The 23,114-nt window shown below is 73.0% G+C and carries 18 protein-coding genes; 7 read left to right on the top strand and 11 right to left on the bottom strand.

What is annotated here, in order from left to right:
• Window positions 1–419: 419 nt before the first annotated feature.
• The 3 genes from ACWC2T_RS22875 (at window position 420) to ACWC2T_RS22865 (ending at window position 4,814) form a co-directional block, all read left to right on the top strand.
• The gene (locus tag ACWC2T_RS22875; protein WP_450672244.1) at window positions 420–2,300 is read left to right on the top strand and encodes a GTPase; all 1,881 of its coding nucleotides are present in this window, start codon (window positions 420–422) and stop codon (window positions 2,298–2,300) included.
• A gap of 344 nt (window positions 2,301–2,644) precedes the next feature.
• A complete protein-coding gene (locus ACWC2T_RS22870) occupies window positions 2,645–3,127 on the top strand; it encodes a single-stranded DNA-binding protein (protein ID WP_450672187.1) in 483 nt (160 codons plus the stop codon).
• Window positions 3,128–3,401: 274 nt separating this feature from the next.
• Window positions 3,402–4,814 carry a Cys-Gln thioester bond-forming surface protein gene (locus ACWC2T_RS22865; RefSeq protein WP_450672186.1) on the top strand — a complete coding sequence of 471 codons (1,413 nt, stop codon included), beginning with the start codon at window positions 3,402–3,404 and terminating at the stop codon, window positions 4,812–4,814.
• Between the two features lie 12 nt (window positions 4,815–4,826).
• On the opposite strand, the gene ACWC2T_RS22860 is transcribed toward ACWC2T_RS22865, so the two are convergent.
• Window positions 4,827–5,075 carry a hypothetical protein gene (locus tag ACWC2T_RS22860; protein WP_450672185.1) on the bottom strand — a complete coding sequence of 83 codons (249 nt, stop codon included), beginning with the start codon at window positions 5,073–5,075 and terminating at the stop codon, window positions 4,827–4,829.
• 186 nt (window positions 5,076–5,261) lie between these two features.
• Here ACWC2T_RS22860 and ettA point away from each other — a divergent pair, with 186 nt between their 5' ends.
• From ettA to ACWC2T_RS22845, 3 genes are read left to right on the top strand one after another with little or no spacing between them, the layout of a single operon-like run.
• Window positions 5,262–6,926: an energy-dependent translational throttle protein EttA gene (ettA, locus tag ACWC2T_RS22855; RefSeq protein WP_351212968.1), complete on the top strand. Its 1,665-nt coding sequence runs from the start codon at window positions 5,262–5,264 to the stop codon at window positions 6,924–6,926.
• Window positions 6,927–6,932: 6 nt separating this feature from the next.
• The gene (locus ACWC2T_RS22850) at window positions 6,933–7,346 is read left to right on the top strand and encodes an acyl-CoA thioesterase (protein ID WP_450672184.1); all 414 of its coding nucleotides are present in this window, start codon (window positions 6,933–6,935) and stop codon (window positions 7,344–7,346) included.
• Window positions 7,343–8,023, top strand: a complete 681-nt coding sequence (locus ACWC2T_RS22845; RefSeq protein WP_450672183.1) for a hypothetical protein — start codon at window positions 7,343–7,345, stop codon at window positions 8,021–8,023. The genes ACWC2T_RS22850 and ACWC2T_RS22845 overlap by 4 nt, the downstream gene beginning before the upstream one ends.
• A gap of 80 nt (window positions 8,024–8,103) precedes the next feature.
• Here the strand turns inward: ACWC2T_RS22845 and ACWC2T_RS22840 are convergent, their stop codons facing one another.
• A complete protein-coding gene (locus ACWC2T_RS22840; protein ID WP_450672182.1) occupies window positions 8,104–8,517 on the bottom strand; it encodes a globin in 414 nt (137 codons plus the stop codon).
• 89 nt (window positions 8,518–8,606) lie between these two features.
• Between ACWC2T_RS22840 and ACWC2T_RS22835 the strand changes: the two genes are divergently transcribed.
• Entirely contained in the window at window positions 8,607–9,584 is a 978-nt protein-coding gene (locus tag ACWC2T_RS22835; protein WP_450672181.1) for a methyltransferase domain-containing protein, read from the top strand.
• Between the two features lie 54 nt (window positions 9,585–9,638).
• On the opposite strand, the gene ACWC2T_RS22830 is transcribed toward ACWC2T_RS22835, so the two are convergent.
• The 9 genes from ACWC2T_RS22830 to ACWC2T_RS22790 all read right to left on the bottom strand — a co-directional run bounded on the left by ACWC2T_RS22830 (window position 9,639) and on the right by ACWC2T_RS22790 (window position 23,111).
• Window positions 9,639–11,279: an FHA domain-containing protein gene (locus ACWC2T_RS22830; RefSeq protein ID WP_450672180.1), complete on the bottom strand. Its 1,641-nt coding sequence runs from the start codon at window positions 11,277–11,279 to the stop codon at window positions 9,639–9,641.
• Between the two features lie 33 nt (window positions 11,280–11,312).
• On the bottom strand, window positions 11,313–12,653 hold the full coding sequence (locus tag ACWC2T_RS22825) for a vWA domain-containing protein (protein WP_450672179.1): 1,341 nt from the start codon (window positions 12,651–12,653) through the stop codon (window positions 11,313–11,315).
• A gap of 108 nt (window positions 12,654–12,761) precedes the next feature.
• A complete protein-coding gene (locus tag ACWC2T_RS22820) occupies window positions 12,762–14,102 on the bottom strand; it encodes a PP2C family serine/threonine-protein phosphatase (RefSeq protein ID WP_450672178.1) in 1,341 nt (446 codons plus the stop codon).
• A gap of 3 nt (window positions 14,103–14,105) precedes the next feature.
• Window positions 14,106–16,898, bottom strand: coding sequence for a tetratricopeptide repeat protein (locus ACWC2T_RS22815; RefSeq protein WP_450672177.1), 2,793 nt, complete (start codon window positions 16,896–16,898; stop codon window positions 14,106–14,108).
• Complete coding sequence (locus tag ACWC2T_RS22810; protein WP_450672176.1) at window positions 16,895–18,172, bottom strand: hypothetical protein; 1,278 nt, start codon at window positions 18,170–18,172, stop codon at window positions 16,895–16,897. Before ACWC2T_RS22810 ends, ACWC2T_RS22815 begins: the two co-directional genes overlap by 4 nt.
• 42 nt (window positions 18,173–18,214) lie before the next feature.
• Window positions 18,215–19,249: a glutamate ABC transporter substrate-binding protein gene (locus ACWC2T_RS22805; protein ID WP_450672175.1), complete on the bottom strand. Its 1,035-nt coding sequence runs from the start codon at window positions 19,247–19,249 to the stop codon at window positions 18,215–18,217.
• Between the two features lie 14 nt (window positions 19,250–19,263).
• Entirely contained in the window at window positions 19,264–20,703 is a 1,440-nt protein-coding gene (locus ACWC2T_RS22800) for a hypothetical protein (RefSeq protein ID WP_450672174.1), read from the bottom strand.
• A 168-nt stretch (window positions 20,704–20,871) separates the two neighbouring features.
• Window positions 20,872–21,855, bottom strand: coding sequence for an N-acetylglucosamine kinase (locus tag ACWC2T_RS22795; RefSeq protein WP_450672173.1), 984 nt, complete (start codon window positions 21,853–21,855; stop codon window positions 20,872–20,874).
• Window positions 21,846–23,111: a 6-phospho-beta-glucosidase gene (locus ACWC2T_RS22790; RefSeq protein ID WP_450672172.1), complete on the bottom strand. Its 1,266-nt coding sequence runs from the start codon at window positions 23,109–23,111 to the stop codon at window positions 21,846–21,848. The genes ACWC2T_RS22795 and ACWC2T_RS22790 overlap by 10 nt, the downstream gene beginning before the upstream one ends.
• Window positions 23,112–23,114 lie beyond the last annotated feature (3 nt).

The following is a 23,114-nucleotide window of genomic DNA, read 5'->3' as shown; positions in this document are numbered from 1 at the left end:
ACGAGGGGGACGGCGAGTACGCCGACACCGGGTACGGCACGCAGCTCTGCCTGCCGCACCCGCTCCCCGAACCCACACAGGACGCCTCCGCCCCCGGAGCCAGGGCCATCCCCGATGTCTCGTCGAGACCCGGCGTCACGTCGACACCCAATGTCACGTCGGCACCCAAAGTCATGTCGGGACCCAATGTCACGTCGGCACCCAAAGTCATGTCGGGACCCAATGTCACGTCGGCACCCAAAGTCACGTCGGCACCCACCGCCAAGCCGACCCCGATCGCCGAACCGACTCCGTTGGCGAAATCCGGCCCCAGGACCATTCCCGTCTCCAACGCCGAAGAGGTCCCCCAAGCCACATCAGCCCCCGTCGCCAAACCCGCACCAACACCCTCGCTCCCTCCCAGGCCGCCGCTCCCGCCCATGCCCACGTTCGCGCCGAGCCCCGTCTCCCGCGCACCCGGGGACGCGGACGCCGCCGCCCTCAAGCGCCCCAAGCCGGCGGGGCCTTCCGGGGGAACGGGGTCCTCGCAGCCGCCGTCCCGCGAGTCAGCCGAATCCGCCGAGCCCGCTGAGTCCTCCGAGTCCTGGGACGACGGCCTCATCGCCCGGCGCGTCACGGAGGCGACGGCCGCCGCCCTCGCCGCCGAGCGGGCCTCCGCCCTGGAGAGCAGCAGCCGCGGCCCCGCCAGCCAGACCCCGGCCCCCCTGGCGTACGACGGCAAACTGCGTTCCCGGCTGGACGCCCTGCGCGAGCTGGTCGGCCTCTCGCGGACCCGCCTGGAGAGCGACACCCTCGCCGAGGCGGGCCGGGTGCTGGACGAGGCAGCTGCCCGCCGGAAGCTCTCCGGCCGGCACACCGTCGTGGCCATCGCGGGCGCGACCGGCAGCGGCAAGTCGCAGCTGTTCAACGCCCTGGCCGGAGTGGCCATTTCGGAGACCGGCGTACGACGTCCGACCACGGCCGCGCCCATCGCGTGCAGCTGGAGCGACGGCGCGGCGGGCCTCATCGACCGGCTCGGCATCCCGGGCCGGCTGCGCCGCCGTCCGCTGCAGAGTCCGGAGGCCGAGGCGCAGTTGCGCGGGCTGGTCCTGGTCGACCTGCCCGACCACGACTCCGCTGCGGTGGAGCACCGTAAGCAGGTCGACCGGATCCTGAAGCTGGTCGACGCGGTGATCTGGGTGGTCGACCCGGAGAAGTACGCCGACGCCGTACTGCACGAGCGCTATCTGCGGCCCATGGCCGGCCACGCCGAGGTCATGTTCGTCGTCCTCAACCAGGTCGACCGGCTGCCCGAGGAGGCCGCCGACCAGGTCCTGGACGATCTGCGCCGGCTGCTGGACGAGGACGGGATCGCGCTCGGCGAGTACGGCGAACCGGGCGCCACCGTGCTCGCCCTGTCCGCGCTCACCGGCAACGGCGTCGGTGAACTGCGCGAGCTGCTGGGGCAGTTCGTGGCGGAGCGCGGCGCGGCGGCCCGCCGGGTGTCGGCCGACGTGGACGCCGCGGCGGCCGGGCTGCGGCCCATGTACGCCACGGGTCGGCGCGTCGGCCTCAGCGAGGAGGCGCGCGACGAGTTCGCCGCGCGGCTCGCGGACGCGGTGGGCGCCACCGCGGCGGGCGAGGCCGCCGAGCGCGCCTGGCTGCGCAACGCCAACCGGGCCTGCGGCACGCCCTGGCTGCGGCTGTGGCGCTGGTACCAGAGCCGCGGCGAGTCCACCACGGGCCGCATCCCGGTGCGCACGGCCCAGCCCGACGAGGAGACCACGGCCCGCCAGCGCGTGGAACAGGCGGTCCGTACGGTGTCCGAGCGGGCCTCGGCCGGGCTGCCGACGCCGTGGGCACAGGCGGTGCGCGAGGCGGCCGTGCGCGGGTCGCAGGGGCTGTCCGAGGCGCTGGACGAACTGGCGGCGCGGGCCGGACTCCCGCCGGGCCGGCCACCGCGGCCCGGCTGGTGGCCGGCTGCGGTGCTGGTCCAGGCGGCGATGACCCTGTTGCAGGTCCTGGGCGGACTGTGGCTGTTCGGCCAGATCGTCGGGGTCATGGCGCCCAACCTCTGGGTGCCGGTGCTGCTGATGGTGTGCGGGATCATCGGCGGACCGCTGGTGGAGTGGGGCTGCCGGATGGCGGCGAGGGGCCCGGCCCGGCGCTACGGCCAGGAGGCGGAACGCCGGCTCCGGGAGGCGGCCGCCGGCTGCGGCCGGGCCCGGGTGCTCGATCCGGTGGCGGCGGAGCTGTTGCGGTACCGGGAGGTACGGGAGCAGTACGGGCGCGTCGTGCGCAGCGGGGCCGGAGTGGGGTGAGAGCCGCAGCGGACGATGCGTGAACGCGAGGGGCCCCGGGTGATTCCGGGGCCCCTCGCCCGTGTTCCGGGGGCAGGCTCGGGTGGGTGAAGAGGGCCGCCGCCGGCCGGGGTCACCCCTGCGGGTGGCGGGGTTTTCCACAGGTGGGGTGGTCGTCCACAGCCCTCAGCGGGTCCGGCCCGGCGGAGGCAGTCTGGGTTCGCGGCGATCGCACGGCGGTTCCGGCCGCAGACACGCATGAAGACCAATGCGACAGACACACACGACAGACACGGCTGTACGGGACGGACCCGTGCGCGTGTCCGCCCGGTCGGAAGGGACCGGGCGGGGGAGGGGAGCGAGACATGAACGAGACCATCGTGTGCGTGGTGGGCAACGTGGCCACCCAGCCCGTGTACCGGGAGTCGGCGGCGGGCCCGTCGGCCCGGTTCCGGCTGGCCGTGACCGCGCGCTACTGGGACCGGGAGAAGAGCACCTGGACCGACGGGCACACCAACTTCTTCACCGTGTGGGCCAACCGCCAGCTCGCGGTCAACGTGGCCGCGTGCGTGGAGGTGGGCCAGCCGGTCGTCGTACAGGGCCGGCTGAAGGTGCGCACGGAGGTGCGTGACGGGCAGCAGCAGTGGGCGTCCGCCGACATCGACGCCGTGGCGATCGGCCACGACCTCGCACGCGGTACGGCCGCCTTCCAGCGCTCGGCCAAACCGGACGTGCCGCCGACGGCGACCCGGCCGGAACCGAACTGGGAGACACCGCGCCCCCATGACACTCCGGACGAGGGCGGCAGCATGCCTCAACAGGCCGCGGGAGCAGTGGCAGTGACGTGAGGTCAGCACCCTGTCGGTGGCAGGGGGTTCGGCGACCGGGCCAGGGCCGCCCGGTCGCCGAACCCCCCGTACGAACCGGTGCATTTGTCGATATGCCCAGCTCATGGACGGTCCCGGCGATAACGATTACGGATCGGATCGCCCATCGGATCATCCGACCAGCAGGAGAGACTCCGGCTGATCCATAGGATGCCGGGCATGCCCCTAGGGGCTGCCGATTCTGCAGGTGGGACCGTCCCCCACGTCCAACGGGTCCTGCTCGAAGGGGAATTCTGTGCTTGCTGCGTTCTGTGGGTTCCGCCGTTCCAACGGAGCGGCCCGCCTGGCGGCCGCCACGACGGTGACCGGCCTCCTGGCAGCCGGTGTGCTGTCCGGCGCCGGTACGGCCGTGGCCGACGGGACCGACGGGATACCGCAGACCCAGGGCGGGGCGACGGCCACGATCAACGGCCTGAAGACCTACGGCGAGGCAGTGATCCACGAGAACGGCAGCGACCAGCGCGTGGAGGCGGGCCTGTTCGAGATGTCCGTCGACGGCGGCGGCACGCTGCAGACATACTGCATCGACCTCCACAATCCCACCCAGCGTGACACTCTCTACCAGGAAACGCCCTGGAGCGGCACCTCGCTGAGCGGCAACAAGGACGCCGGCCGGATCCGCTGGATCCTGCAGAACTCCTACCCCCAGGTCAACGACCTCGCCGCGCTCGCCCGTCAGGCCGGCGTCGGTGCCCTGACCGAGCAGGACGCGGCGGCCGGCACCCAGGTGGCCATCTGGCGTTACTCCGACCACGCGAAGGTCGACGCCGTCGACGCGCAGGCCGAGAAGCTCGCCGACTATCTGCAGAAGAGCGCCCGCGACCTCGGCGAACCGCGGGCCTCGCTGACCCTGGACCCACCGGCGGTCTCCGGTCGGCCCGGGGACCTGCTCGGCCCGGTGACCGTGCACACCAACGCGGCCACCGTCACGGTGAGCCCGCCGCCGGACGCGGCCACCAGCGGGGCACGGATCACCGACAGGACCGGCAAGGTGATCACGTCCGCGCAGGACGGCACCCAGCTGTACTTCGACATTCCCGAGAACGCCTCGACCGGCTCGGCGCAGCTGACCGTGCAGGCGTCGACCACGGTGCCGGTCGGCCGGGCGTTCGCCTCCGACAGCCGCAGCCAGACCCAGATCCTGGCCGGCTCCAGCGAGTCCACGGTCTCCGCGACCGCGACCGCCACCTGGGCGGCCGGGGGTCCCATACCGGCGGTGTCGGCCCGGAAGGACTGCGCCAAGGGCGCCCTGGACATCTTCGCGGCCAACAAGGGCGACAAGCCCTTCACCTTCGAGCTGATGGGCGCCGAGCACACCATCCCCGCGGGCGCCTCCCGCACGGTGACCGTCCCGCTGCAGGAGGACCAGGCCTACGACTTCACGATCACCGGACCCCACGGCTTCAGCCATCGCTTCGCCGGAGTCCTCGACTGCAAGACGCAGGGTGCGATCACCACGCAGTCGGCCCAGGTCCACAATGAGCCCAGCCCCGCCTCGGTCGGCGGTACCACGGCCCCCGACACCAACCTCGCCGCGACGGGCGGCTCCGCCATCACCCCGCTGATCGCCGGGGTGGCCATCGGCTTCGTGGTGATCGGCGGCGCGGTCCTGGTCCTGCTGCGCAAGCGCGAACAGGCCGACGGCTGACCCGGTCCGGCGTCACACCTCGTCGTTCTGGGCGCCGGTCTCGTCCTGGGCCGTGCCGGGCTCGTCCTGGGGAGCGTCCGGAAAGACCAGCCCTGCCGAACCGCTGATCATCCCGACGGCCCCCAGGCCGGCGAACACCAGCCGCCCGACGGCCTTGGCACCGTGCCAGTCGTGCGGAGCCCCGAAAACCACCCAGGCCCCCAACGCGATGCCAGCGATCAGGACTGCGAGTCCGCCGATACGACGTAAGCCGTGACTCATGCGCTCATGATCGGCCCCCACCGATCGGCGCTCAACTGTCACAGAGTCAAACGAGCCACCCCATGACAACAGCAAACGCCCAGGTCAGAGCGGACCGAGCTAACGGGTTTCCGCCCAGGGGTGGCCGTACGGCAAGATGGGGTGTATCTGCCCACTGCCAGATTTCAAGCTGCCGGACGGTTTCTCTTGGCTGAGTTCATTTACACCATGCGCAAGACGCGCAAGGCGCACGGCGACAAGGTGATCCTCGATGATGTCACCCTGAACTTCCTGCCGGGAGCGAAGATCGGCGTCGTCGGGCCGAACGGTGCCGGTAAGTCGACCGTGCTGAAGATCATGGCGGGGCTCGAGCAGCCGTCGAACGGCGACGCGTTCCTGTCCCCGGGCTACAGCGTCGGCATCCTGCTGCAGGAGCCGCCGCTGAACGAGGAGAAGACCGTCCTGGAGAACGTCCAGGACGGTGTCGCCGAGATCAAGGGCAAGCTCGACCGGTTCAACGAGATCGCCGAGCTCATGGCGACCGACTACTCCGACGCGCTGCTCGACGAGATGGGCAAGCTGCAGGAGGAGCTGGACCACGCCAACGCGTGGGACCTGGACGCGCAGCTGGAGCAGGCCATGGACGCCCTCGGGTGCCCGCCCGGCGACTGGCCCGTCACCAACCTCTCCGGTGGTGAGAAGCGCCGCGTCGCGCTCTGCAAGCTGCTGCTGGAGGCCCCCGACCTGCTGCTGCTCGACGAGCCCACCAACCACCTCGACGCCGAGTCGGTGAACTGGTTGGAGCAGCACCTCGCCAAGTACGCGGGCACCGTCGTGGCCATCACCCACGACCGGTACTTCCTGGACAACGTGGCCGAGTGGATCCTCGAGCTCGACCGCGGCCGTGCGTACCCGTACCAGGGCAACTACTCCACCTACCTGGAGACCAAGGCCTCCCGTCTGAAGGTCGAGGGCCAGAAGGACGCCAAGCGGCAGAAGCGGCTCAAGGAAGAGCTGGAATGGGTGCGGTCGAACGCCAAGGGGCGGCAGGCCAAGTCCAAGGCGCGTCTCGCCCGGTACGAGGAGATGGCCGCCGAAGCGGAGAAGATGCGGAAGCTGGACTTCGAGGAGATCCAGATTCCGCCGGGCCCGCGGCTCGGCAACATCGTCGTCGAGGTCGACAAGCTCAACAAGGCCTTCGGGGAGAAGGTCCTCGTCGACGGGCTCAGCTTCACGCTGCCGCGCAACGGCATCGTGGGCGTCATCGGCCCGAACGGCGCCGGCAAGACCACCCTGTTCAAGATGATCCAGGGGCTGGAGACGCCGGACTCCGGTGACATCAAGGTCGGCGAGACCGTCAAGATCAGTTACGTCGACCAGGGGCGCGCCAACCTCGACCCGAAGAAGACGCTGTGGGAGGTCGTGTCCGACGGGCTCGACTACATCAACGTCGGCCAGGTCGAGATGCCGAGCCGGGCGTACGTGTCCGCGTTCGGCTTCAAGGGCCCGGACCAGCAGAAGCCGACCGGCGTCCTCTCCGGCGGTGAGCGCAACCGGCTCAACCTGGCGCTCACCCTCAAGCAGGGCGGCAACCTGCTGCTCCTCGACGAGCCCACCAACGACCTGGACGTGGAGACCCTCAGCAGCCTGGAGAACGCGCTGCTGGACTTCCCCGGCTGCGCCGTGGTCGTCTCCCACGACCGGTGGTTCCTCGACCGCGTCGCCACGCACATCCTCGCCTACGAGGGTGAGTCGAAGTGGTTCTGGTTCGAGGGCAACTTCGAGTCGTACGAGAAGAACAAGATCGAGCGGCTCGGCCCGGACGCCGCGCGTCCGCACCGCGCCACCTACAAGAAGCTGACCCGGGGCTGATCGATCTTGCGCCACATCTATCGCTGCCCGCTGCGCTGGTCGGACATGGACGCGTACGGACATGTCAACAACGCGATCTTCCTCCGCTATCTGGAGGAGGCTCGCATCGACTTCCTGTCGCTGCGCGGCACGGAGTCCAAGCAGGGGTCCGTGGTGGCGCGCCATGAGATCGACTACCGGCGCCAGCTCGTCCACCGGCCCACGCCCGTGGACATCGAGCTGTGGGTCACGGAGATCAGGGCCGCGTCCTTCACCGTCAGCTACGAGGTGAAGGACGCGGACGCGATCTACGTACAGGCTGCCACCGTGGTCGTCCCGTTCGACTTCGAGACCCAGCGGCCGCGCCGGATCACCGCCGGGGAGCGGGAGTTCCTCCAGAAGTACCGGGACGACTCCGACGAGGAGGCCGTCGCCGCATGACGGTGCTGCACCTGGCCGACGAGACGGAGGCGGCCGACCTCGCCGCCTTCCTCTCCCGGCTGCTCCACTACGACCGTGGAGCCGCGGTGCGCCTGCAGGCGGCCGGCACGGCGCTCGCCGTCTTCGGCCGGCCGCCGTCCTTCGAGGTGCTGGCCGTCCGTGCGGTACGGCTGGCGAAGCCCTACGAGAAGGGCCTCGACGCCACCCTCGACGTGACCGTCTCCGCCGGTGAGTTCCTTCAGTCCGTGGACGAGCGCGGGGCCACCGCCGCCGTGCCGGGCGCGGTCACCGGTCCGCCGTGGGCCGGTGTACTGCCGCCGCGCGGCGGTTGGCAGCCCGAGCCGGGGCTGCCCTCGCCGGACGCGCTGCGGGCCACCGTCGCCGCGGCGGTCACCGAGTTCCGGTCCCGTACGGAGGAACTCGCGCCGGACGGCCGTACCCGCGCGGAGCTGGACCGGATCGGGCGGGACATCTGGTCCCGGGAGATCGGGCGGACCGGGCTTCCGGTGCGGGCCGTGCACGCGGCCCAGTCCCTGGGCTTCCTGCGGCCGGGCGCCGATCCGGCCGACACCGCGCTGTTCTCCTCGGGGGCGTGGCTCAGGCTGCGCACCCCGTACGGGTCCGTCGCGGTGCGGCGGACGGCCGGGCTCGGCCCGCTGGGCGTCAGCGTGCGCTGAGCCCAGGTGGCTCCTTCCGGCTCATCCCGATCCCCGATCCTCTGTTCGTCACTCCGGATGTTCGTCCCTCCGGGGTTTCGTCACTCCGGAGTGTTGACCATCGACGCCGCGGCGTACGTCAGGTAGTTCCACAGCGTCGTCTCGTGCTCCTCCGACAGCCCGAGTTCGTCGACGGCCACCCGCATGTGCCGCAGCCAGGCGTCGTGCGCCGCCCGATCCACGGTGAAGGGGGCGTGCCGCATCCGCAGCCGGGGGTGGCCGCGGTTCTCGCTGTAGGTGGTGGGGCCGCCCCAGTACTGCATCAGGAACAGGGCGAGGCGCTCCTCGGCCGGGCCCAGGTCCTCCTCGGGATACATCGGCCTGAGGAACGGGTCCTCGGCGACTCCCTCGTAGAAACGGTGGACCAGCCGGCGGAAGGTCTCCTCCCCGCCGACCTGCTCGTAGAAGGTCTGCTCCTGAAGCGTGCCGCGCCGAATCTCATTCACGTCCCCCATGGTCTCAGACCGGGTGACCGAGGACCCGAGCCTTAGGACCTGCGAGAGCTTGAGGACCCGCGGGCCGGCCCGCCCCTACTGTGGACCCCATGGGTGCCTACGACGCCGAGACCGAGCGCCTGGCCGCCGCCGCGCGGGACGCGCTGGTGCGGGAGATCGACGCCGAGGGGTCCTGGGCCTCGGACCCGGTGTGGCGGGAGGCGTTCGCCGTGGTGCCCCGGCATCTGTTCGTGCCGTACTACTACGTCGCCGGACCGCGCGGCTACGAGCGCCGCTGGGGCGAGAGCCCCGACCCGGAGGCCCGCGAGCGCTGGGTGCGCGGCGCCTACGCGGACATCCCGCTGGCCACCCGGCTGCGCGACGGCGAGCTGGTCTCCTCCAGCAGCCAGCCCTCCCTGATGGCGCGCATGCTGGCCGCGCTGGAGGTCGAGGGCGGAAACCGGGTCCTGGAGGTGGGCGCGGGCACCGGGTACAACGCGGCCCTGCTCGTCCACCGGCTCGGGCACGACGGCCTGGTCACCACCGTCGACCTGGAACCGGAGATCACCGAGTCGGCCCGCCGGCATCTGGATGCGGCCGGATTCCACCCGGCCGTCGTCACCGGCGACGGCGCGCGCGGTGTGCCCGAACGCGCCCCGTTCGACCGGATCATCGCCACCTGCGAGCTGTCCACGGTCCCGCGCGCCTGGCTCGCCCAGTGCCGCCCCGGCGCCCGCATTCTGACCCCGCTGGCCACCGGCCTGCTCGCGCTCACGGTGCGGGACGCGACACACGGCGAGGGCCGCTTCCTGCCCACGGCCGCCTACTTCGTGCCGCTGCGCGGCGAGGGCCGGTCAGGCGCGGAGGGCGTGTCGCTCGCCGGTCTGCCGAGCCGGGCCCGCGAGCAGGAGACCTTCCGCTTCCTGCTCGCGCTGACCCGGGGCACCCTCGATCCGCACGAGGCCTGTGCACTGTGGGAGCGCGAGGGCTGCCCGGAGCGCGAGCGGTACGGCGTCACGGTCGACGGCGAGCACGCCTGGGCGTGGCTGGACGGGCCGGAGGGGCCGTACGCCTGGCCCCTGCCCTGACTCCTGCTGCCGACCGCGCTCCTGCCGACCGCGCTCCTGCCGGCCGCGCTCCTGCTAGCCGCGACGGATGGTGATCGTCGTCCAGGCACCCACGTGCACCCGGTCGCCGTCCTGAAGCGGAACCGGCACGAACGGCTGGATCGGTTCCTCGGACATGTTGACCGTGGTGCCGTTGGTCGAGTTCTGGTCGACCACCGCCCAGTTGCCGTCCGGCTGCTGCACCAGCACCGCGTGCTGGTGCGAGACGCCCGGGTCCTCCGGCGGCACCGCCAGGTCGATGTCGGGGGTGTCGCCGGTGGAGTGCCGGCGGCGGCCGATGGTGACCTGGTTGCCGCTGAGCGTGCGCTGCTGCTCGGGCGAGTACGCGGGCAGGTTCAGGCCCGCGGCCTCGGGACCCGAGCGCTGCATCATCGCCATGAAGTAGTCACGGTCCGGGCCGATGGTCGCCGTCCAGGTGACCGGTCCCGCGGGCTGCTGCGGGAAGCCGGGGCCGCCGGGCGGGGCCTGGGTGGCGCCGGGCTGGGGGTAGCCGTAGCCACCGCCGCCCTGTCCGCCACCGGGACCGCCGGAGGGGCCGGTGGACGACGGCGGGGAGATGACCCAGTCGTCGTCACCGCCGCCGAAGGACGGGCCGCCGGAGGGCGCGCCGCCGGGCGGCCGGCCGGTCTCGCGCGGGAACGCGGGCGGCGCGGGCGGGCCGGACTGCTGGAACGCCTGCGGGGCCCCGCCGGGACCGGCACCGGGACCGGCGGGCGGGGTCGGAACGGGCGGCGGCGGTACCGGACGCGAAGGGTCGCCGCCGAAGCCGGAGGGACCGCCCTGGGTCGGACCGGGGGGCGTGGGGCCACCGGGAGTCGAGGGCTCACGGCCGAAGGGCCCACCGGGACCGGACGGCTCACGACCGAAGGGCGGCGGACCGGAGGGGCCGCCGGAACCCGGGCCCTGAGACTGACCGGGACCGCCACCGAAGCCGGACGGCCCACCGGAACCCTGGCCACCCTGACCCGGTCCGCCACCGAAGCCGCCCGGCGCGCCCGGACCGCCCGGACCCTGCCCCTGAGGCTGCCCCGGACCGCCACCGAAGCCGGAGGGGCCGGGACCACCGGCACCCTGACCCGGACCGCCACCGAAGCCCGAAGGACCGCCGGAACCCGGGCCGCCCTGCCCCGGACCGCTACCGAAGCCGCCAGGAGCGCCCGGACCGCCCGGACCGGGCGAGGTCGGCGGGCCCGCCGGGCCGCGCTCGCCGGTGAACGGCGTCGGGCCCGACGGCTCGCTGCCGAAGGACGGGATCGGCTCGGCGGGCCGGTTCATCTGCGAGGGCCGGGAGCCCTGGTACTCGTATCCGTCATTGCCGCCGTACGTCGCGCTCGGCGGCTGGAACCGCGGCTGCGGCGGGCGCGGCGCGGCCGGGGTGTACGAGGTGGCCGTGTTGGTCAGGAAGTTCCACCGGCACTCCTCGCAGAAGGGCGCACCGCCCTCGCGGGGCGTACGGCACTGCGGGCACAGTTCCGGCTCCGGGGCCGACGCGGCCGGCGGGCGTCCGCCGGTCTGGGTGCCCTGCGGGGGCGGGAAGCCGTAACCGCCCGGGGGCGGGGGCGGCGGGGGCGGAGGTACGGCACCGGCCATGCGGTGACCGCAGACCTCGCACCAGTCGTCGGAACCCGACTGGTGTCCGTTCGGGCAGGTCGGCATGTCGGTGCTTCCCCTTCTCCTACGCTTCCAGGGTCACTTCTTTACACGAACAGTCTTTGTGGACCGGGTCTCCAGAGTCATCTCATCCGCCTCTGCGACCTTCGTCTTCAACCGCACAGTACCTGTCGCGGCGTCGACCACGTCCACCACCTTCGCAAGCAGTTTCGCAGTATCGGCGTTCCCGGAGGCGTTGGCGAGCTGAACGGCACGCCCCAGTTTGGCCGTTGCGCCATCGAAATCGCCCGCTTTACGGAGATCGAGACCTTGCTTGATGGCTTGTGCCAGTTCGGCCTGCCCGGTGTAGTGGGCGACTTGGGGGTTGATCGAGGTGGAGGCCGCCATGTCGTCGGTCCACACCGCCCGCACGAGCCCCTGCGCGCCGAGGTTCTGTACCGATCCGTCCGATTGGGGCACCACCAGGGAGACCCGCGCGGCGAGCATCTCCTGGCCCAGGCCGGCCGCCGGCACCTCCACGCACAGGTGGTAGTCGCGGGACTCGTCGCCCCAGGACCCGGTCGGATAGTCCCCGGCGCGCGGCCCGGCCTCGGTGCGGCGGGCGGTCAAGTCCTCGACGGTGGGGGCGACTTGCTTGACGAACCGGATGGTCGTGCCGACCGGCGTCCACACCCGCAGGGAGACGTCCGCGACCTCCTTGCCCATCGCCGTCTCCATCATCTGCGTGAAGTCGGCGGCGAGGCCGGCCGGGTCGGCGACGATGTCGGCGGTGCCGAGCAGCGCGGAGGCGATCTCTGTGACTTCTTTCACTTCCCAGTCGGTGCCCACGCCGCGCGCGTCACAGGTGAACCGTCCGGCACACGCCTCCAGCGCCGCCCGCAGATCCTGAGGCGACTCGTGCTCGTTGCGGCCGTCGGTGAGCAGGATGCCGTGCCGGATCGTGACGGCCGCCGAGTTCAGCAGCCGGTCGGCGAGCCGCAGCCAGGTGCCGATGGCCGTGCCGCCGCCCGCGCTGAGCCGTCGTAGCGCCTGCTTGGCCTGCTCGCGGGTGGCGGGGTCGGCGACCGCGAGGCCCCCGCCGCCCGGGTAGACCTCCTTGGCCACGTGCGTGCCGCCGATCACCGCGAAGTGCGTGCCATCGCGCAGGGTGTCGATCGCGGCGGCCGTGGCGTCCCGGGCGTTGCGCATCTTGGTCGGCGGGTAGTCCATCGAACCGGAGCAGTCGACCATGAGCGCCACGGCGGCGGCCGGGCCCCGGCCCTTGGGGTACACCGGGGTCACGGCGGACCCGACGGTGCCGCCGCCGGTCGCCGTCACGGTGACGATCGCGTTGACCTCGCGCCCGCCCTCCGGCAAGTACTCGTTCTGATAGACGTCCATCGAGAACTGCGGCACATGCGACTTCGCGAAATTGGCCATGCGTACTCAAATCCCCCTTGACCGCCCCGCTGACACAGGGCGACGGCTGTGAACGGACCGGTCCCCGACGGCCCGTGTGAGGCTTTCCCCGCTCCCGCTCCCGCGGCCTCAGGCCGATCCTGCCCCCTGCGGCGGCGCCGGGAACGGCACGACGGCCACTGTTACGTTGTCGTGGCCCCCGCCGTCCAGGGCGTGGCCGACCAGCACCCGGGCGCTGTGCAGCGGGCGCGCGGCCGCGTCCGCCGGCACGACCTCGGACATCTCCTCGGCCGTCTCGGCGTAGTTCCACAGGCCGTCGGTGCACACCACCACGACTCCGGGCCGGTCCGGCTTGAAGGAGGTCGTGTGCGGCTCCAGCTCGTAGGCGTCCGCGCCGAGCCAGCCGGTGATCGCGTGGGCGCGCTCGTCGGCGTACGCCTCGGCCTCGCTCATCAGACCGGCGGCGACCATCTGTGCGGCCCAGGAGTCGTCCTCGGTCAGCCGGGCCGCCGGCGCGGTGCGGTCGTCGGGCACCCAGTAGACGCGGCTGTCGCCGACCCAGCCGACGACCAGCAGCCCGGAGGCGACCACCGCGCCCACGATCGTGCACGCCGGGGCGTTCTGGTGCGGGGCGTGCTCGCGGGCCGTGGCGGGTTCCTCGGCGAGGGCGTTCACGGCCTGTGCGGCGGCGACGATCGCCTCGTGCATGGCCGTCTGCGGATGCGTGCCGCGCGGCAGGGAGGTCAGCAGCGTGTCACCGGCCGCCTGCGAGGCGGCGGTCGACGCGTCGTCGGGGCGGGTCGCGGAGGACACGCCGTCGCAGACGATCGCGACGCAGGCCGGGGTGCCGTCGGGCAGCGCGGTGTGGCCGACGGCGAAGGCGTCCTCGTTGCGGTGGTGGCGCAGGCCCCGGTCGCTGACGGCGGCCACCGGGCCCGACTCCCGCTCCATGTGGTCGCGTTCGCGGGGCTGGGCGTGCCCGCAGTTCTCGCAGTAGCCGTCGCTGTCCACCCGGCCGGCCCGGCAGGCCACGCACACCTGCGCCGGCTCCTCGGGCGGGGCGAGGTTCTCGGCCACGCGCGGGTCGGGCGCCTGCAGCGGGTACTCCTCGGGCTCCGCGAGCCGGTCGAAGCGCACCCCGGAGCCGGTCGGCTGCCCCGGACCTCCCTGAGGGCCGGGCCCGTGCTCGGGCAGGGGGGTGCCGCCGGAGTCGGTGCCGGGCAGGTCGGCCGGCAGGTGCGGCGCCGGCGGGGTGCCGGAGCCGTCCGGCTCGGGGACGGGCCAGCCCACGCCGTCCCCGCCGGAACCGCTCGCGGAGCCGTTCATGGTCAGCGTCGGATGGTCCTGCGGCGGCTCGGGTACGACGGAGAGGTCGTACCCGCACGCTCCGCAGAAGAGGTCGCCCGACTCCACGGGCTCCGCGCAGCTCGGGCACTTCGCCAGTGCGGCCTGCTGGGGCATCTGCGACATCAACTACACCCACGTCCGGGGGCGGTAACGGTTGGCCCGTTCCACCAGTTCGATCCTCTCCTCGCCGCCGGGCGCCAGCCGGGCCAGCGTGCGGTAGGCGCGCTCCAGGCCGAAGCGGAGTCCCCGCTCGTCCAGACCGCTGCCCAGCAGCACCCGCCCACCGACGGCGGGCCGGCTGTCCTGGCCTCCGGAGAGTATCCAGTCCAGCGCCGAGCCGAGCACTTCTGCGGCCAACTGCTCGCGTCGCGCCGGGTCCAGGCCGTACGCGTCCAGCGCCTCGACCTGCCCGGCGGCGGCCGTCAGGTCGTCCAGGAACGGTATGTCACCGGCGGTCGCGGTGCGCCCTCTGAGCCGCGCCCGTACGGCGGCGACCCGGGCGGCCGTGTAGTGGATGGAGGACTCCGGCACCGACTCCAGGGTCGTTACGGCACCGTGCCGGTTCCCGGCCGCGAGCTGCACCCGGGCGAGCCCGAACGCGGCGCTCACGAAGCTCGGGTCGGTCGCCCACACCAGGTGGTAGTACTCGGCCGCGTTGTCCAGCTGGCCCAGCACCTCCGCGCACAGGCCGAGCGCCAGCTTGGGCACGGCCTCGCCGGGGAAGGCGTCGTAGATCGCGTCGAAGGCGAGCGCGGCACCCTCGAAGTCTCCGGTGACCAGGGCGGCCACGCCCCGGTACCACACCACCCGCCAGTCGTCGGGCCGTTCCTCCTCCAGCTTGGCCAGGCTCATCAGCGCGGCCTGGTGGTCGCCGCTCTCCAGCCGGGCGCGGACCTGCCGGAGCCGGGTCTCCACGGTCTGCGTCGGCGCCGCGTCCAGGGCACTGATCAGCTCGGCCGGCGCGGAGGTCATCAGGCCTGCCAGGAAACCCGCGTTGGGGTCGCCCGGATCGACCAGCGGGACCGGCAGGGCGAGCGCGGTGGCGGGGGTGTCGACGGGCCTGACGAGGGCGGCCGGGGGCAGGCCGGACGCCGCGGACCCGTACGGCCCGGCCGCGGGCCCGGCGAGCGCCGGCGCGGCCACACCGGATCCCGGTCCGGCGGACCCGACCGGCGTACCCGCTCCCGCCGCCGGTCCGGCGGCCACGGCCGCGCGGGCCCCGGCTGTGGGGCCGGCTGTCCCGGACGCGGGCCCGCCGACTCCGGAACGCGACGTGCCGAGTGCCCCGGCCGCCGACTCCGGCAGGGCGCCGGTGGTGGGCCCGTGTGTCCCGTGCGCGGGCGTACCGGTTGCGGGACCCGCCGTGCCCTGCGCGAGCCCGCCCGCTCCAGGGCCGTTGGCCGTCCCCGGCGCTCCGGTGCCCCGCCGCCTGCGTCCCCGCGCCTCCCGCGCCCCCAGCCGGGACACGTCCCCGTCCAGTCGGGGGAACAACTCCCGGTCGGTGACCCTCACCTCGGGGCCGAACAGGGTGGACAGGGCGGGCCGGGCGTGGCCGGTCTGCAGGGAGACGACCTCGCGCAGAACACCCGTCAGCTGCTCGGCCATCTCCTGCGCGGAGGCGAACCGGCGGGCCGGGTCGGGGTCGGTGGCGCGCACGAGCAGCCGGTAGAAGGACTCGTAACGGCGGAAGACGTCGATGGTGTCGGGGTCGGGCAGCGAGTCCACATAGACGTTCGTGTAGCCCTGGAAGTCGAACGTGAGCACCGCGAGGGTACGGCCGACCGTGTACAGGTCGCTCGCCACCGACGGGCCGACCTCGGCGACCTCGGGCGCCTGGTAGCCGACCGTGCCGTAGATCGCGGACTCGTCGTCGTCCATGCGGCGCACGGCGCCCATGTCGATCAGCTTGAGCTGGTCCTCGGTCTGGATGGCGTTGTCGACCTTGAAGTCGCAGTACAGGAGGTTACGGCTGTGCAGGTGGCCGAGGGCCTCCAGCGTCTCGATGCCGTACGCGCAGGCCTGCTCCACCGGCAGCGGGTCGCGGCGGCCCTCCGGCGTGCGGCGGGCGTTGGCGATCTCCTTCAGGGACTTGCCGCCGACGTACTCCATGACGATGTAGCCGTCGAGGGAGCCGGTGCGCTGGTCCAGGTGCTCCACGAAGTTGTAGATCCGCACGATGTTGGCGTGCTCGATCTCCGCGAGGAAGCGCCGTTCGGAGATCGCGGCGGCCATCGCGTCCTGGTCGCCGGTGTCCAGCAGGCCCTTGAGCACCACCCAGCGGTCGGAGACGGCCCGGTCCACGGCGAGGTAGATCCAGCCGAGCCCGCCGTGCGCGAGACAGCCCACGACCTCGTACTGGCCGTGCACGATGTCCCCGGCCTTCAGCTTGGGTACGAAGGAGTACGGGTGCCCGCACTTGGTGCAGAAACCCTCCGTACGGCCGGGACGGTCACCGCGCGCCCGGCCCACCGGCGCCCCGCAGTCCGAGCGCGAGCAGAACCGCTTCCGCTCCGGCACCTCCGGGTTCTGCAGCACCATCGAGCGCGGATCCGGCCGCGGCACCTGCGGCACGCTCACGAGCCCGGCCCCCAGCCGGCCGCGCGTCGACGTCCCCGACGACGAACCGGAACTGCGCACCGACACCGAGCGGCCGGTGGAGCGGCCCGACGCCGAACGCGACAGCCGCCCGGACACCGAGCGGCGCGACTTCGACGACTGCGAGGACGTGCGCGAGCTGCTGCGCGAACTCCCGCTGTCCGCCGCGCCCCTGGTCACCCCGGTCGCCGGCGACCCGACCAGCCCGCTCGCCGAGACGACCGGGGCGAGACCGCAGGTGTCGCAGTACAGCTCGCCGCCGCCCACGTCCTCGTACGACCCCTCGCAGCCCGGCCGTTGACAGGTCTGCCCCGGCTGACTCATGACTGGTCCCCCTTACGGTCCTCGGGCGCGCCCGCGCCGCCGCCGAGCAGCTCGGCCGCCAGCTGCTGGTAACGCAGCACGGCCTGTTCGGCCACCCGCAGGTCGCAGGGCGCGCTCCACAGCATCCGCCGGGCCGCGTCGTACCGCTCGACCAGGAACGGGTCCTCCGCGAGCCCGTGCCGGGCGACCTTCGCCTTGTACGCGTCGAGCCGGCCGCGCAGCTCGGCGCGGACCGCGAGCGGCGCGGTGACCGCGGTCAACGACTCACGGGCGCGCAGCAGTTCGTCCTCCGCCTTCTGCTCCAGGGACTCCAGGAGCGGGGAGAGCCGGTGCCACTGCCCCTGCCTGCGGTACTCGGCCGCCGTCGCCAGCTGCTCCTGGAGCACGGTAGGCGGGCCGCTGACCACCGGCACCTCGGTCGCCGCGATCTTCGCCAGCACCTCGCCGCGCGCGGTGCGGGCCTCGGCGAGGGTGCGGTCGGCGCGCGAGAGCACGTCCCGCAGCCTGATCAGCCGCGCCTCCGCGTCCTGCCGGACCGTCAGCACGGCGTCGATCTCCCGGCGCACGTCCTCCAGGGCGCGCGCCTCACGGTCGTACACCGTGGTGTCCGGACGGCCGCCGCCGGGCGCCGAACTGCCCTCGGCCGGCACCCAGAACGCGAGCGGGTCCGAGACGACGTCCTCCCGGAGCCTGGTGAGCGTGCGGGTGATTCGCTCCAGGTCGTCGCCGGAGGGGTGCTCACCGGGGCGTACCCCCACGGAGTGGGCGAGTTTGCGGGTGCGCTGCAGTTCCGCGGCGAGTAAATCGATCCGCGCGGGCAGCGCCGACCACACCGCGTCGCAGGCCACGACCAGGTCCAGGCTCGTCGCGTACAGCTCGTTCATCCGGTCCACCAGCGCGGACAGCGAGAAGGACTCGCTGAGTACGCCGTTCCCGGCCACGGTGACGGACTCGCCGCGCAGCAGCTCGGTCAGCTCCACCAGGTCCTCGCGGCTGGCCCAGCGGCGCCGGGCGCGGATCTCACGGGCGGAGCGCAGCGCGGCCGCGTAGGCGTCGAAGTACCCCCACAGCCGCGTGATCCGCGCCTCCGTCTCCTGCCAGCGTTCCCTGGTGACACCGGTCAGGTCGGCGCCTTCGAGGAGTCTGCGGCCCGCGTGGTCCTGCAGCGCCAGCAGCGAGGTCTCGATCGCCTCGTGCTCCTGGTCGAGCCGCGCCAGCGCACGGTCCACCTCGTCCCGGTCCATCACCGGCCCGGCGGGGTCCGTGACGCCCATCGATCACCTCTCGCTGCTTGGGGGTTTCCGGTCGGATACGGCTCAACTCGTCCGCAGATACTGCGGCGCGGGCGGCTTGGACGCGCTGGAGTCCTTCCCCAGTGTCGCCGACAGCCATGTGTCGTAGGACGCCTGCCAGCCGCTGGCTCGGTAGCCCACCAGAATGCGATTGACCCGGCGTACCAGATCGGAGGCGTCCTTCTTCATCGCCACGCCGTAGTACTCGGTGGTGAACGCCCCGCCCTTGAGTTCGACGGTGGGGTCCTGCGCGGCCTGGCTGGCGGCGAGCGCGCCGTCGGTCACCACCGCGTCCACCTCGCCGAGTTGCAGCCTGACCAGGCAGTCGAGCTGGTTGGGGACGGTGGTGGAGATGTCCGTGGAGGAGGGCAGGGTGCCGTCCTTCCGGTCGGCGTCCAGCTTGGTGTACGCCGTCGAACCGGCCGCCGTGCAGATCCGCTTGTGCGCCAGGGTGGAGTTGTAGCCCGTGATGGACGACGACTTGGGCGCGAGGACCTGCTGTCCGGTCTTGAAGTACGGCGCGGAGAACGCCACCTGGGACAGCCGCTCGCAGGTGATCGTCATGGTCCGCACGACCAGGTCCACCCGCCCGTCCTGTATCGCGGAGATCCGCTGGCTGGTCGGGATCGCCTTGAACTGCACCGCGCCCGGGTCGCCGAGGATGTCCTGCGCGATCCGGTGCACCAGGTCGATGTCGAAGCCCTCCAGCTCCGCGCCCTGGGTGTTCGGGTTGCGGTAGCCCCAGTGGTAGCTGTTCTGGTCGACGCCGACGATCAGCTTGCGCTTGGCGCCCGTACGGGCCTTGATCGCGTCGATGGCCGGGCCGTCCGCGTCGGACGGCGACAGGGTCTGGTTCTGCGCCTCGTCGGGCTTGCAGTCCTCGGCGCGGGCCTGCACACCGCTCGCCACGGCCTGACCGGTCCGTACCGGACGGTGCTGCGGGGGCTGCTGGGTGCATGGCAGGAGCAGGACGAACGCCAGCGCCAGCGCGCACAGCACCGCCATCGCGCCGACCCCGCCCCAGCCCCGCAGGGAGGCCCGTACACGTGCCGCGTACATCGTCATGCCCCCTGTCACCGGTACTCCGAAAGCCTGCGGCCGATGCCGAACAGCGCCCCTGCCGCGCCGAGCACCGCGAGCACGGCCGCGCCCACCGGCAGCCCGGCCATGGCGTCCCGGCCGTCGCCGGCGGCCTGCTGGAACTCGGTCTGCTCGTGGTCGATGGCCCGGGCGAGGTTGGCGTCGACGCTGTCGAAGCACTCGCCGGTGGCGCCCTTGGCGCCGATCACCATGTCCAGCGCCTGCTGGTAGTTGCCGTCCTCGTCCTCGGTGCGGGCCGCGGCGTGGCGCTGCTTCCACACCGCCATGTTGGCCTCCGCCGCCTTCACCGGTGCGCTGCCGCCCTGGTCGTCGGCGAGCTTCGCGGCCCCGGTCAGGCCGTTGCCGAGGGTGGTCATGTCCTTGTCGAAGTCGTAGTAGTACGCGTCGTACGTCTGCCCGCCGACCGTGATGGTCTCGGCGCCGCGCGCCACCAGACTCAGGTTCTCGTTGCCGCGTGCCTTCAGGGAGGCGATGCGGGCGTCGTGCAGCACGGTCAGCGATCTGATGCCGTGGTCGTAGGAGCCGTTCAGCTCCGAGCGGGCCACCGCGTGCCCCACGACCAGCCACAGCAGGGCGACGGTGGTGGCGGCGGAGGCGGCGACCAGGCCGTGGTTGAGAACGCGGTTGGTGCGCCGGTAGCTGCGCTGCTGGGCCCAGCCGAGCGCGGCCAGCGCGAGCACGCCGAGTGCGATGGCGACCCACGGGTACGGCGTGGCGGAGCCGTAGTCGGCGTCCAGCCGCTGGTTCTCCTTGGTGTAGAGATCCTCCGCGGTCGGGAGCATCTCCTTCTGCATCTTCTCGTTGGCGTAGCGCAGATACGCGCCGCCGACCGGGTAGCCCTGCCGGTTGTAGGTCCGGGCGCGCTCGATGAGCCCCTTGTACTCGGGCAGCAGCTTGTTCAGCCTGGCGATGGTCGCCTCGGAGGCCGATCCCGGCTCGGCGTTCGCGGCGGCGGTCACCAGGCCCGCGGCGGCCGTCTGGATGTCCTTCTCGTACCGGTCCCGGGAGGCGGCCGTCTCCTGCCCGCCGGCCAGGAAACCGCTGGAGGCGGCCGTGTTGGCGTCCGCGAGCGAGCGGTAGATGCCGGCCGCGCCGGCACTGAGCGGCTGACTGCGGTGCAGCACGTCGTCGGCGGCGGCCGCCCGCTCGCTGGCCTGCCAGGCGGTGACCGCGCCGAACGCCACGACCAGCAGCGCCAGTACGGCCCCGATCATCCGCAGCCGCCCCGGCTCGGTGGTCGCCGCGTCCCGCAGCCGGTCGACGCCCTCGGCGAACGCGGTCCGCCGGGCTGACGGGCCCGGGGAGCCGGGGGGAGCCGGGCGGGCGGGCTGCGCGGGGATGCCGGGGACGGCGGGCAGGCCGGGGCCCGCCGGCGGTGGTGGTGCCGTGCTGCTCTGCGGCGGGTGTGTCACTCGACCTCCCCCAGGGTCATCCGTTCGCCGCCAAGTATCGCCGCCGGGACCGACATCCGCACCGGCCTTCACTGGATCTTGATCGGATCGCAGCGTGCGCTGCCCATGAATACGCCCTGTGCACCTGTTCGGTTCCAGCGGGGCCGGCTCCCGCTCCCCGCGCCCCGCTCACCCCTCCCAGTGCCCCCGCGCGCGCTCCCGCGCCCGTGCGTCCGCCCCCAGCCTGTCCAGGCCCAGCAGGGCCGCGCCCAGGACCGGGCTCGCGGTGACCACGCGGACGTCGGCCTTGGGGGCGCGAGCGGCCAGCAGGTCGCGGACGCCGTCGTCGAGCAGGGCGTGACCGGCGGTCAGGACGCTGCCGCCCAGCAGGACCGGCGTCTCCTCGTCGAGCAGGTCCAGGCGGGTCAGCGCCACCGTGGCCATCACCGCGACCTCCTCCGCGAGCCGGGCGACGATCGAGCGGGCCACCGCATCGCCCTCGGCGGCGGTCGCGAAGAGCACCGGGGTCAGCTCGTGCCGGCGGTCGTGGCCGATCTGCTCCAGGTGCAGGGCTTCGATCAGTGCGTACATGGTCGGCAGGCCGAAGTGGCCGGGCAGGGTGCGGGCCAGCGCCGTCGGTCCGCCCCGGCCGTCCTCCGCGCGCGCCGCGAACCACAGGGCCTCCTCCGCCAGCCCCCAGCCCCCGCCCCAGTCCCCGGAGATACGGCCGATGGCCGGGAAGCGCGCCGTACGGCCGTCGGGTCGCATGCCGACGCAGTTGATGCCCGCCCCGCACACCACCGCCACCCCGCGCGGCTCGGCGACACCCGCGCGTAGGACCGCGAAGGTGTCGTTGCGCACCTCCACCGACGCGCCCCAGCCGCGCGCCCCCAGCGCCGTCGCCAACTGCTCCTCCTCGACGGGGAGATCGGCGTTGGCCAGGCACGCCGAGACGTGCGAGACGGACGTGACGCCCGCGTCCGCGAAGGCACGCCCCACCGGTTCGGCCAGCGCCTCCAGCGCCGCCGGCACCCCGACCACGGGCGGGCGGAAGCCGCCGCCGCGAGCCGTGGCCAGCACCTCCCCGGCGGCGGTGACCACGGCCACGTCGGTCTTGCTGTTGCCCGCGTCGATGGCGAGTACCCCTGCGGGAACGGGTGAGGTCAGGCCCACGCGAGGTGCTCCCGGTTGTGTGCGATCAGCTGGTCGGTGAGGGCGTCGGCGTACGCGTACTGGCCGATGAGCGGATGGGCGAGCAGCGCTTGGAAGACGCGGTCGCGGCCGCCGCGCAGCGCCGCCTGAAGAGCAAGCTCCTCGTACGCCGTCACGTTCGCGATCAGACCGGAGAACAGGGGGTCGAGCTCGGGCACCGGCAGCGGGGCCGGGCCGGCCGGGCCGACCGCGGCCTGGACCTCGATCACCGCGTCGTCGGGGAGGAAGGGCAGCGTGCCCCGGTTGACGGCGTTCACCACCTGGTACGGGCTGCCTCCCCCGCCCAGCAGGGCCGCCGCCAGGTCCACGGCCGCCTCCGAGTAGTAGGCGCCGCCCCGCCTGGCCAGCAGCGCCGGCTTCTCGGCCAGGGCCGGGTCGCCGTACATCGCCAGCAACTCGCGTTCCATGGCGGCCACTTCGGCGGCCCGGGACGGCTTGGTGCGCAGTTCGCGCACGACCTCGTCGTGGGCGTAGTAGTAGCGCAGATAGTAGGAGGGGACCACGCCCAGGCGGTCCAGAAGGGGGCGCGGGAGGTGCAGGTCGTCGGCGATGGTGTCGCCGTGCTGGGCCAGCAGCTCGGGCAGGACGTTCTCGCCCTCCGGGCCGCCCAGCCGTACCCCCGTCTCCCACGTGAGGTGGTTGAGGCCCACGTGCGCGAGATGGACGTCGGCCGGCGCCACGCCCAGCAGGCCGGCGAACTTCCGCTGGAACCCGATCGCCACGTTGCACAGCCCGACCGCCCGGTGCCCGGCCTGGAGCAGGGCGCGGGTGACGATGCCGACCGGGTTGGTGAAGTCGATGATCCAGGCCCGGGGGTTGGTACGGCGGACCCGTTCGGCGATGTCGAGGACCACCGGGACCGTGCGCAGCGCCTTGGCCAGGCCGCCCGCGCCGGTGGTCTCCTGGCCGACGCAGCCGCACTCCAGCGGCCAGGTCTCGTCCTGCTCGCGGGCCGCCTGGCCGCCGACGCGCAGCTGGAGCAGTACGGCGTCGGCGCCGTCGACGCCCGCGTCCAGGTCGGCGGTGGTGACGATCCGGCCAGGGTGGCCCTGCTTGGCGAAGATCCGCCGGGCCAGCCCGCCCACCAGCTCCAGGCGCTCGGCGGCCGGGTCCACGAGGACGAGTTCCTCGACGGGCAGGGTGTCGCGCAGGCGTGCGAAGCCGTCGATGAGTTCGGGCGTGTAGGTCGAGCCTCCGCCCACCACAGTGAGTTTCACAGT

The sequence above is a fragment of the Streptomyces sp. NPDC001393 genome, from assembly GCF_053597455.1.
The sequence above is the reverse complement of the archived record's forward strand: the minus strand, read 5'-3'. Positions and strand labels throughout refer to the sequence as shown.

Excerpts from the sequence above, each read along its gene's own strand:
- ACWC2T_RS22875 (WP_450672244.1), top strand. The coding sequence starts at position 420 with ATGCCCACGTTCGCGCCGAGCCCCGTCTCCCGCGCACCCGGGGACGCG.
- ACWC2T_RS22870 (WP_450672187.1), top strand. The coding sequence starts at position 2,645 with ATGAACGAGACCATCGTGTGCGTGGTGGGCAACGTGGCCACCCAGCCC.
- ACWC2T_RS22860 (WP_450672185.1), bottom strand. The coding sequence starts at position 5,075 with ATGAGTCACGGCTTACGTCGTATCGGCGGACTCGCAGTCCTGATCGCT.
- ACWC2T_RS22845 (WP_450672183.1), top strand. The coding sequence starts at position 7,343 with ATGACGGTGCTGCACCTGGCCGACGAGACGGAGGCGGCCGACCTCGCC.
- ACWC2T_RS22840 (WP_450672182.1), bottom strand. The coding sequence starts at position 8,517 with ATGGGGGACGTGAATGAGATTCGGCGCGGCACGCTTCAGGAGCAGACC.
- ACWC2T_RS22835 (WP_450672181.1), top strand. The coding sequence starts at position 8,607 with ATGGGTGCCTACGACGCCGAGACCGAGCGCCTGGCCGCCGCCGCGCGG.
- ACWC2T_RS22830 (WP_450672180.1), bottom strand. The coding sequence starts at position 11,279 with ATGCCGACCTGCCCGAACGGACACCAGTCGGGTTCCGACGACTGGTGC.
- ACWC2T_RS22825 (WP_450672179.1), bottom strand. The coding sequence starts at position 12,653 with ATGGCCAATTTCGCGAAGTCGCATGTGCCGCAGTTCTCGATGGACGTC.
- ACWC2T_RS22820 (WP_450672178.1), bottom strand. The coding sequence starts at position 14,102 with ATGTCGCAGATGCCCCAGCAGGCCGCACTGGCGAAGTGCCCGAGCTGC.
- ACWC2T_RS22815 (WP_450672177.1), bottom strand. The coding sequence starts at position 16,898 with ATGAGTCAGCCGGGGCAGACCTGTCAACGGCCGGGCTGCGAGGGGTCG.
- ACWC2T_RS22810 (WP_450672176.1), bottom strand. The coding sequence starts at position 18,172 with ATGGGCGTCACGGACCCCGCCGGGCCGGTGATGGACCGGGACGAGGTG.
- ACWC2T_RS22805 (WP_450672175.1), bottom strand. The coding sequence starts at position 19,249 with ATGTACGCGGCACGTGTACGGGCCTCCCTGCGGGGCTGGGGCGGGGTC.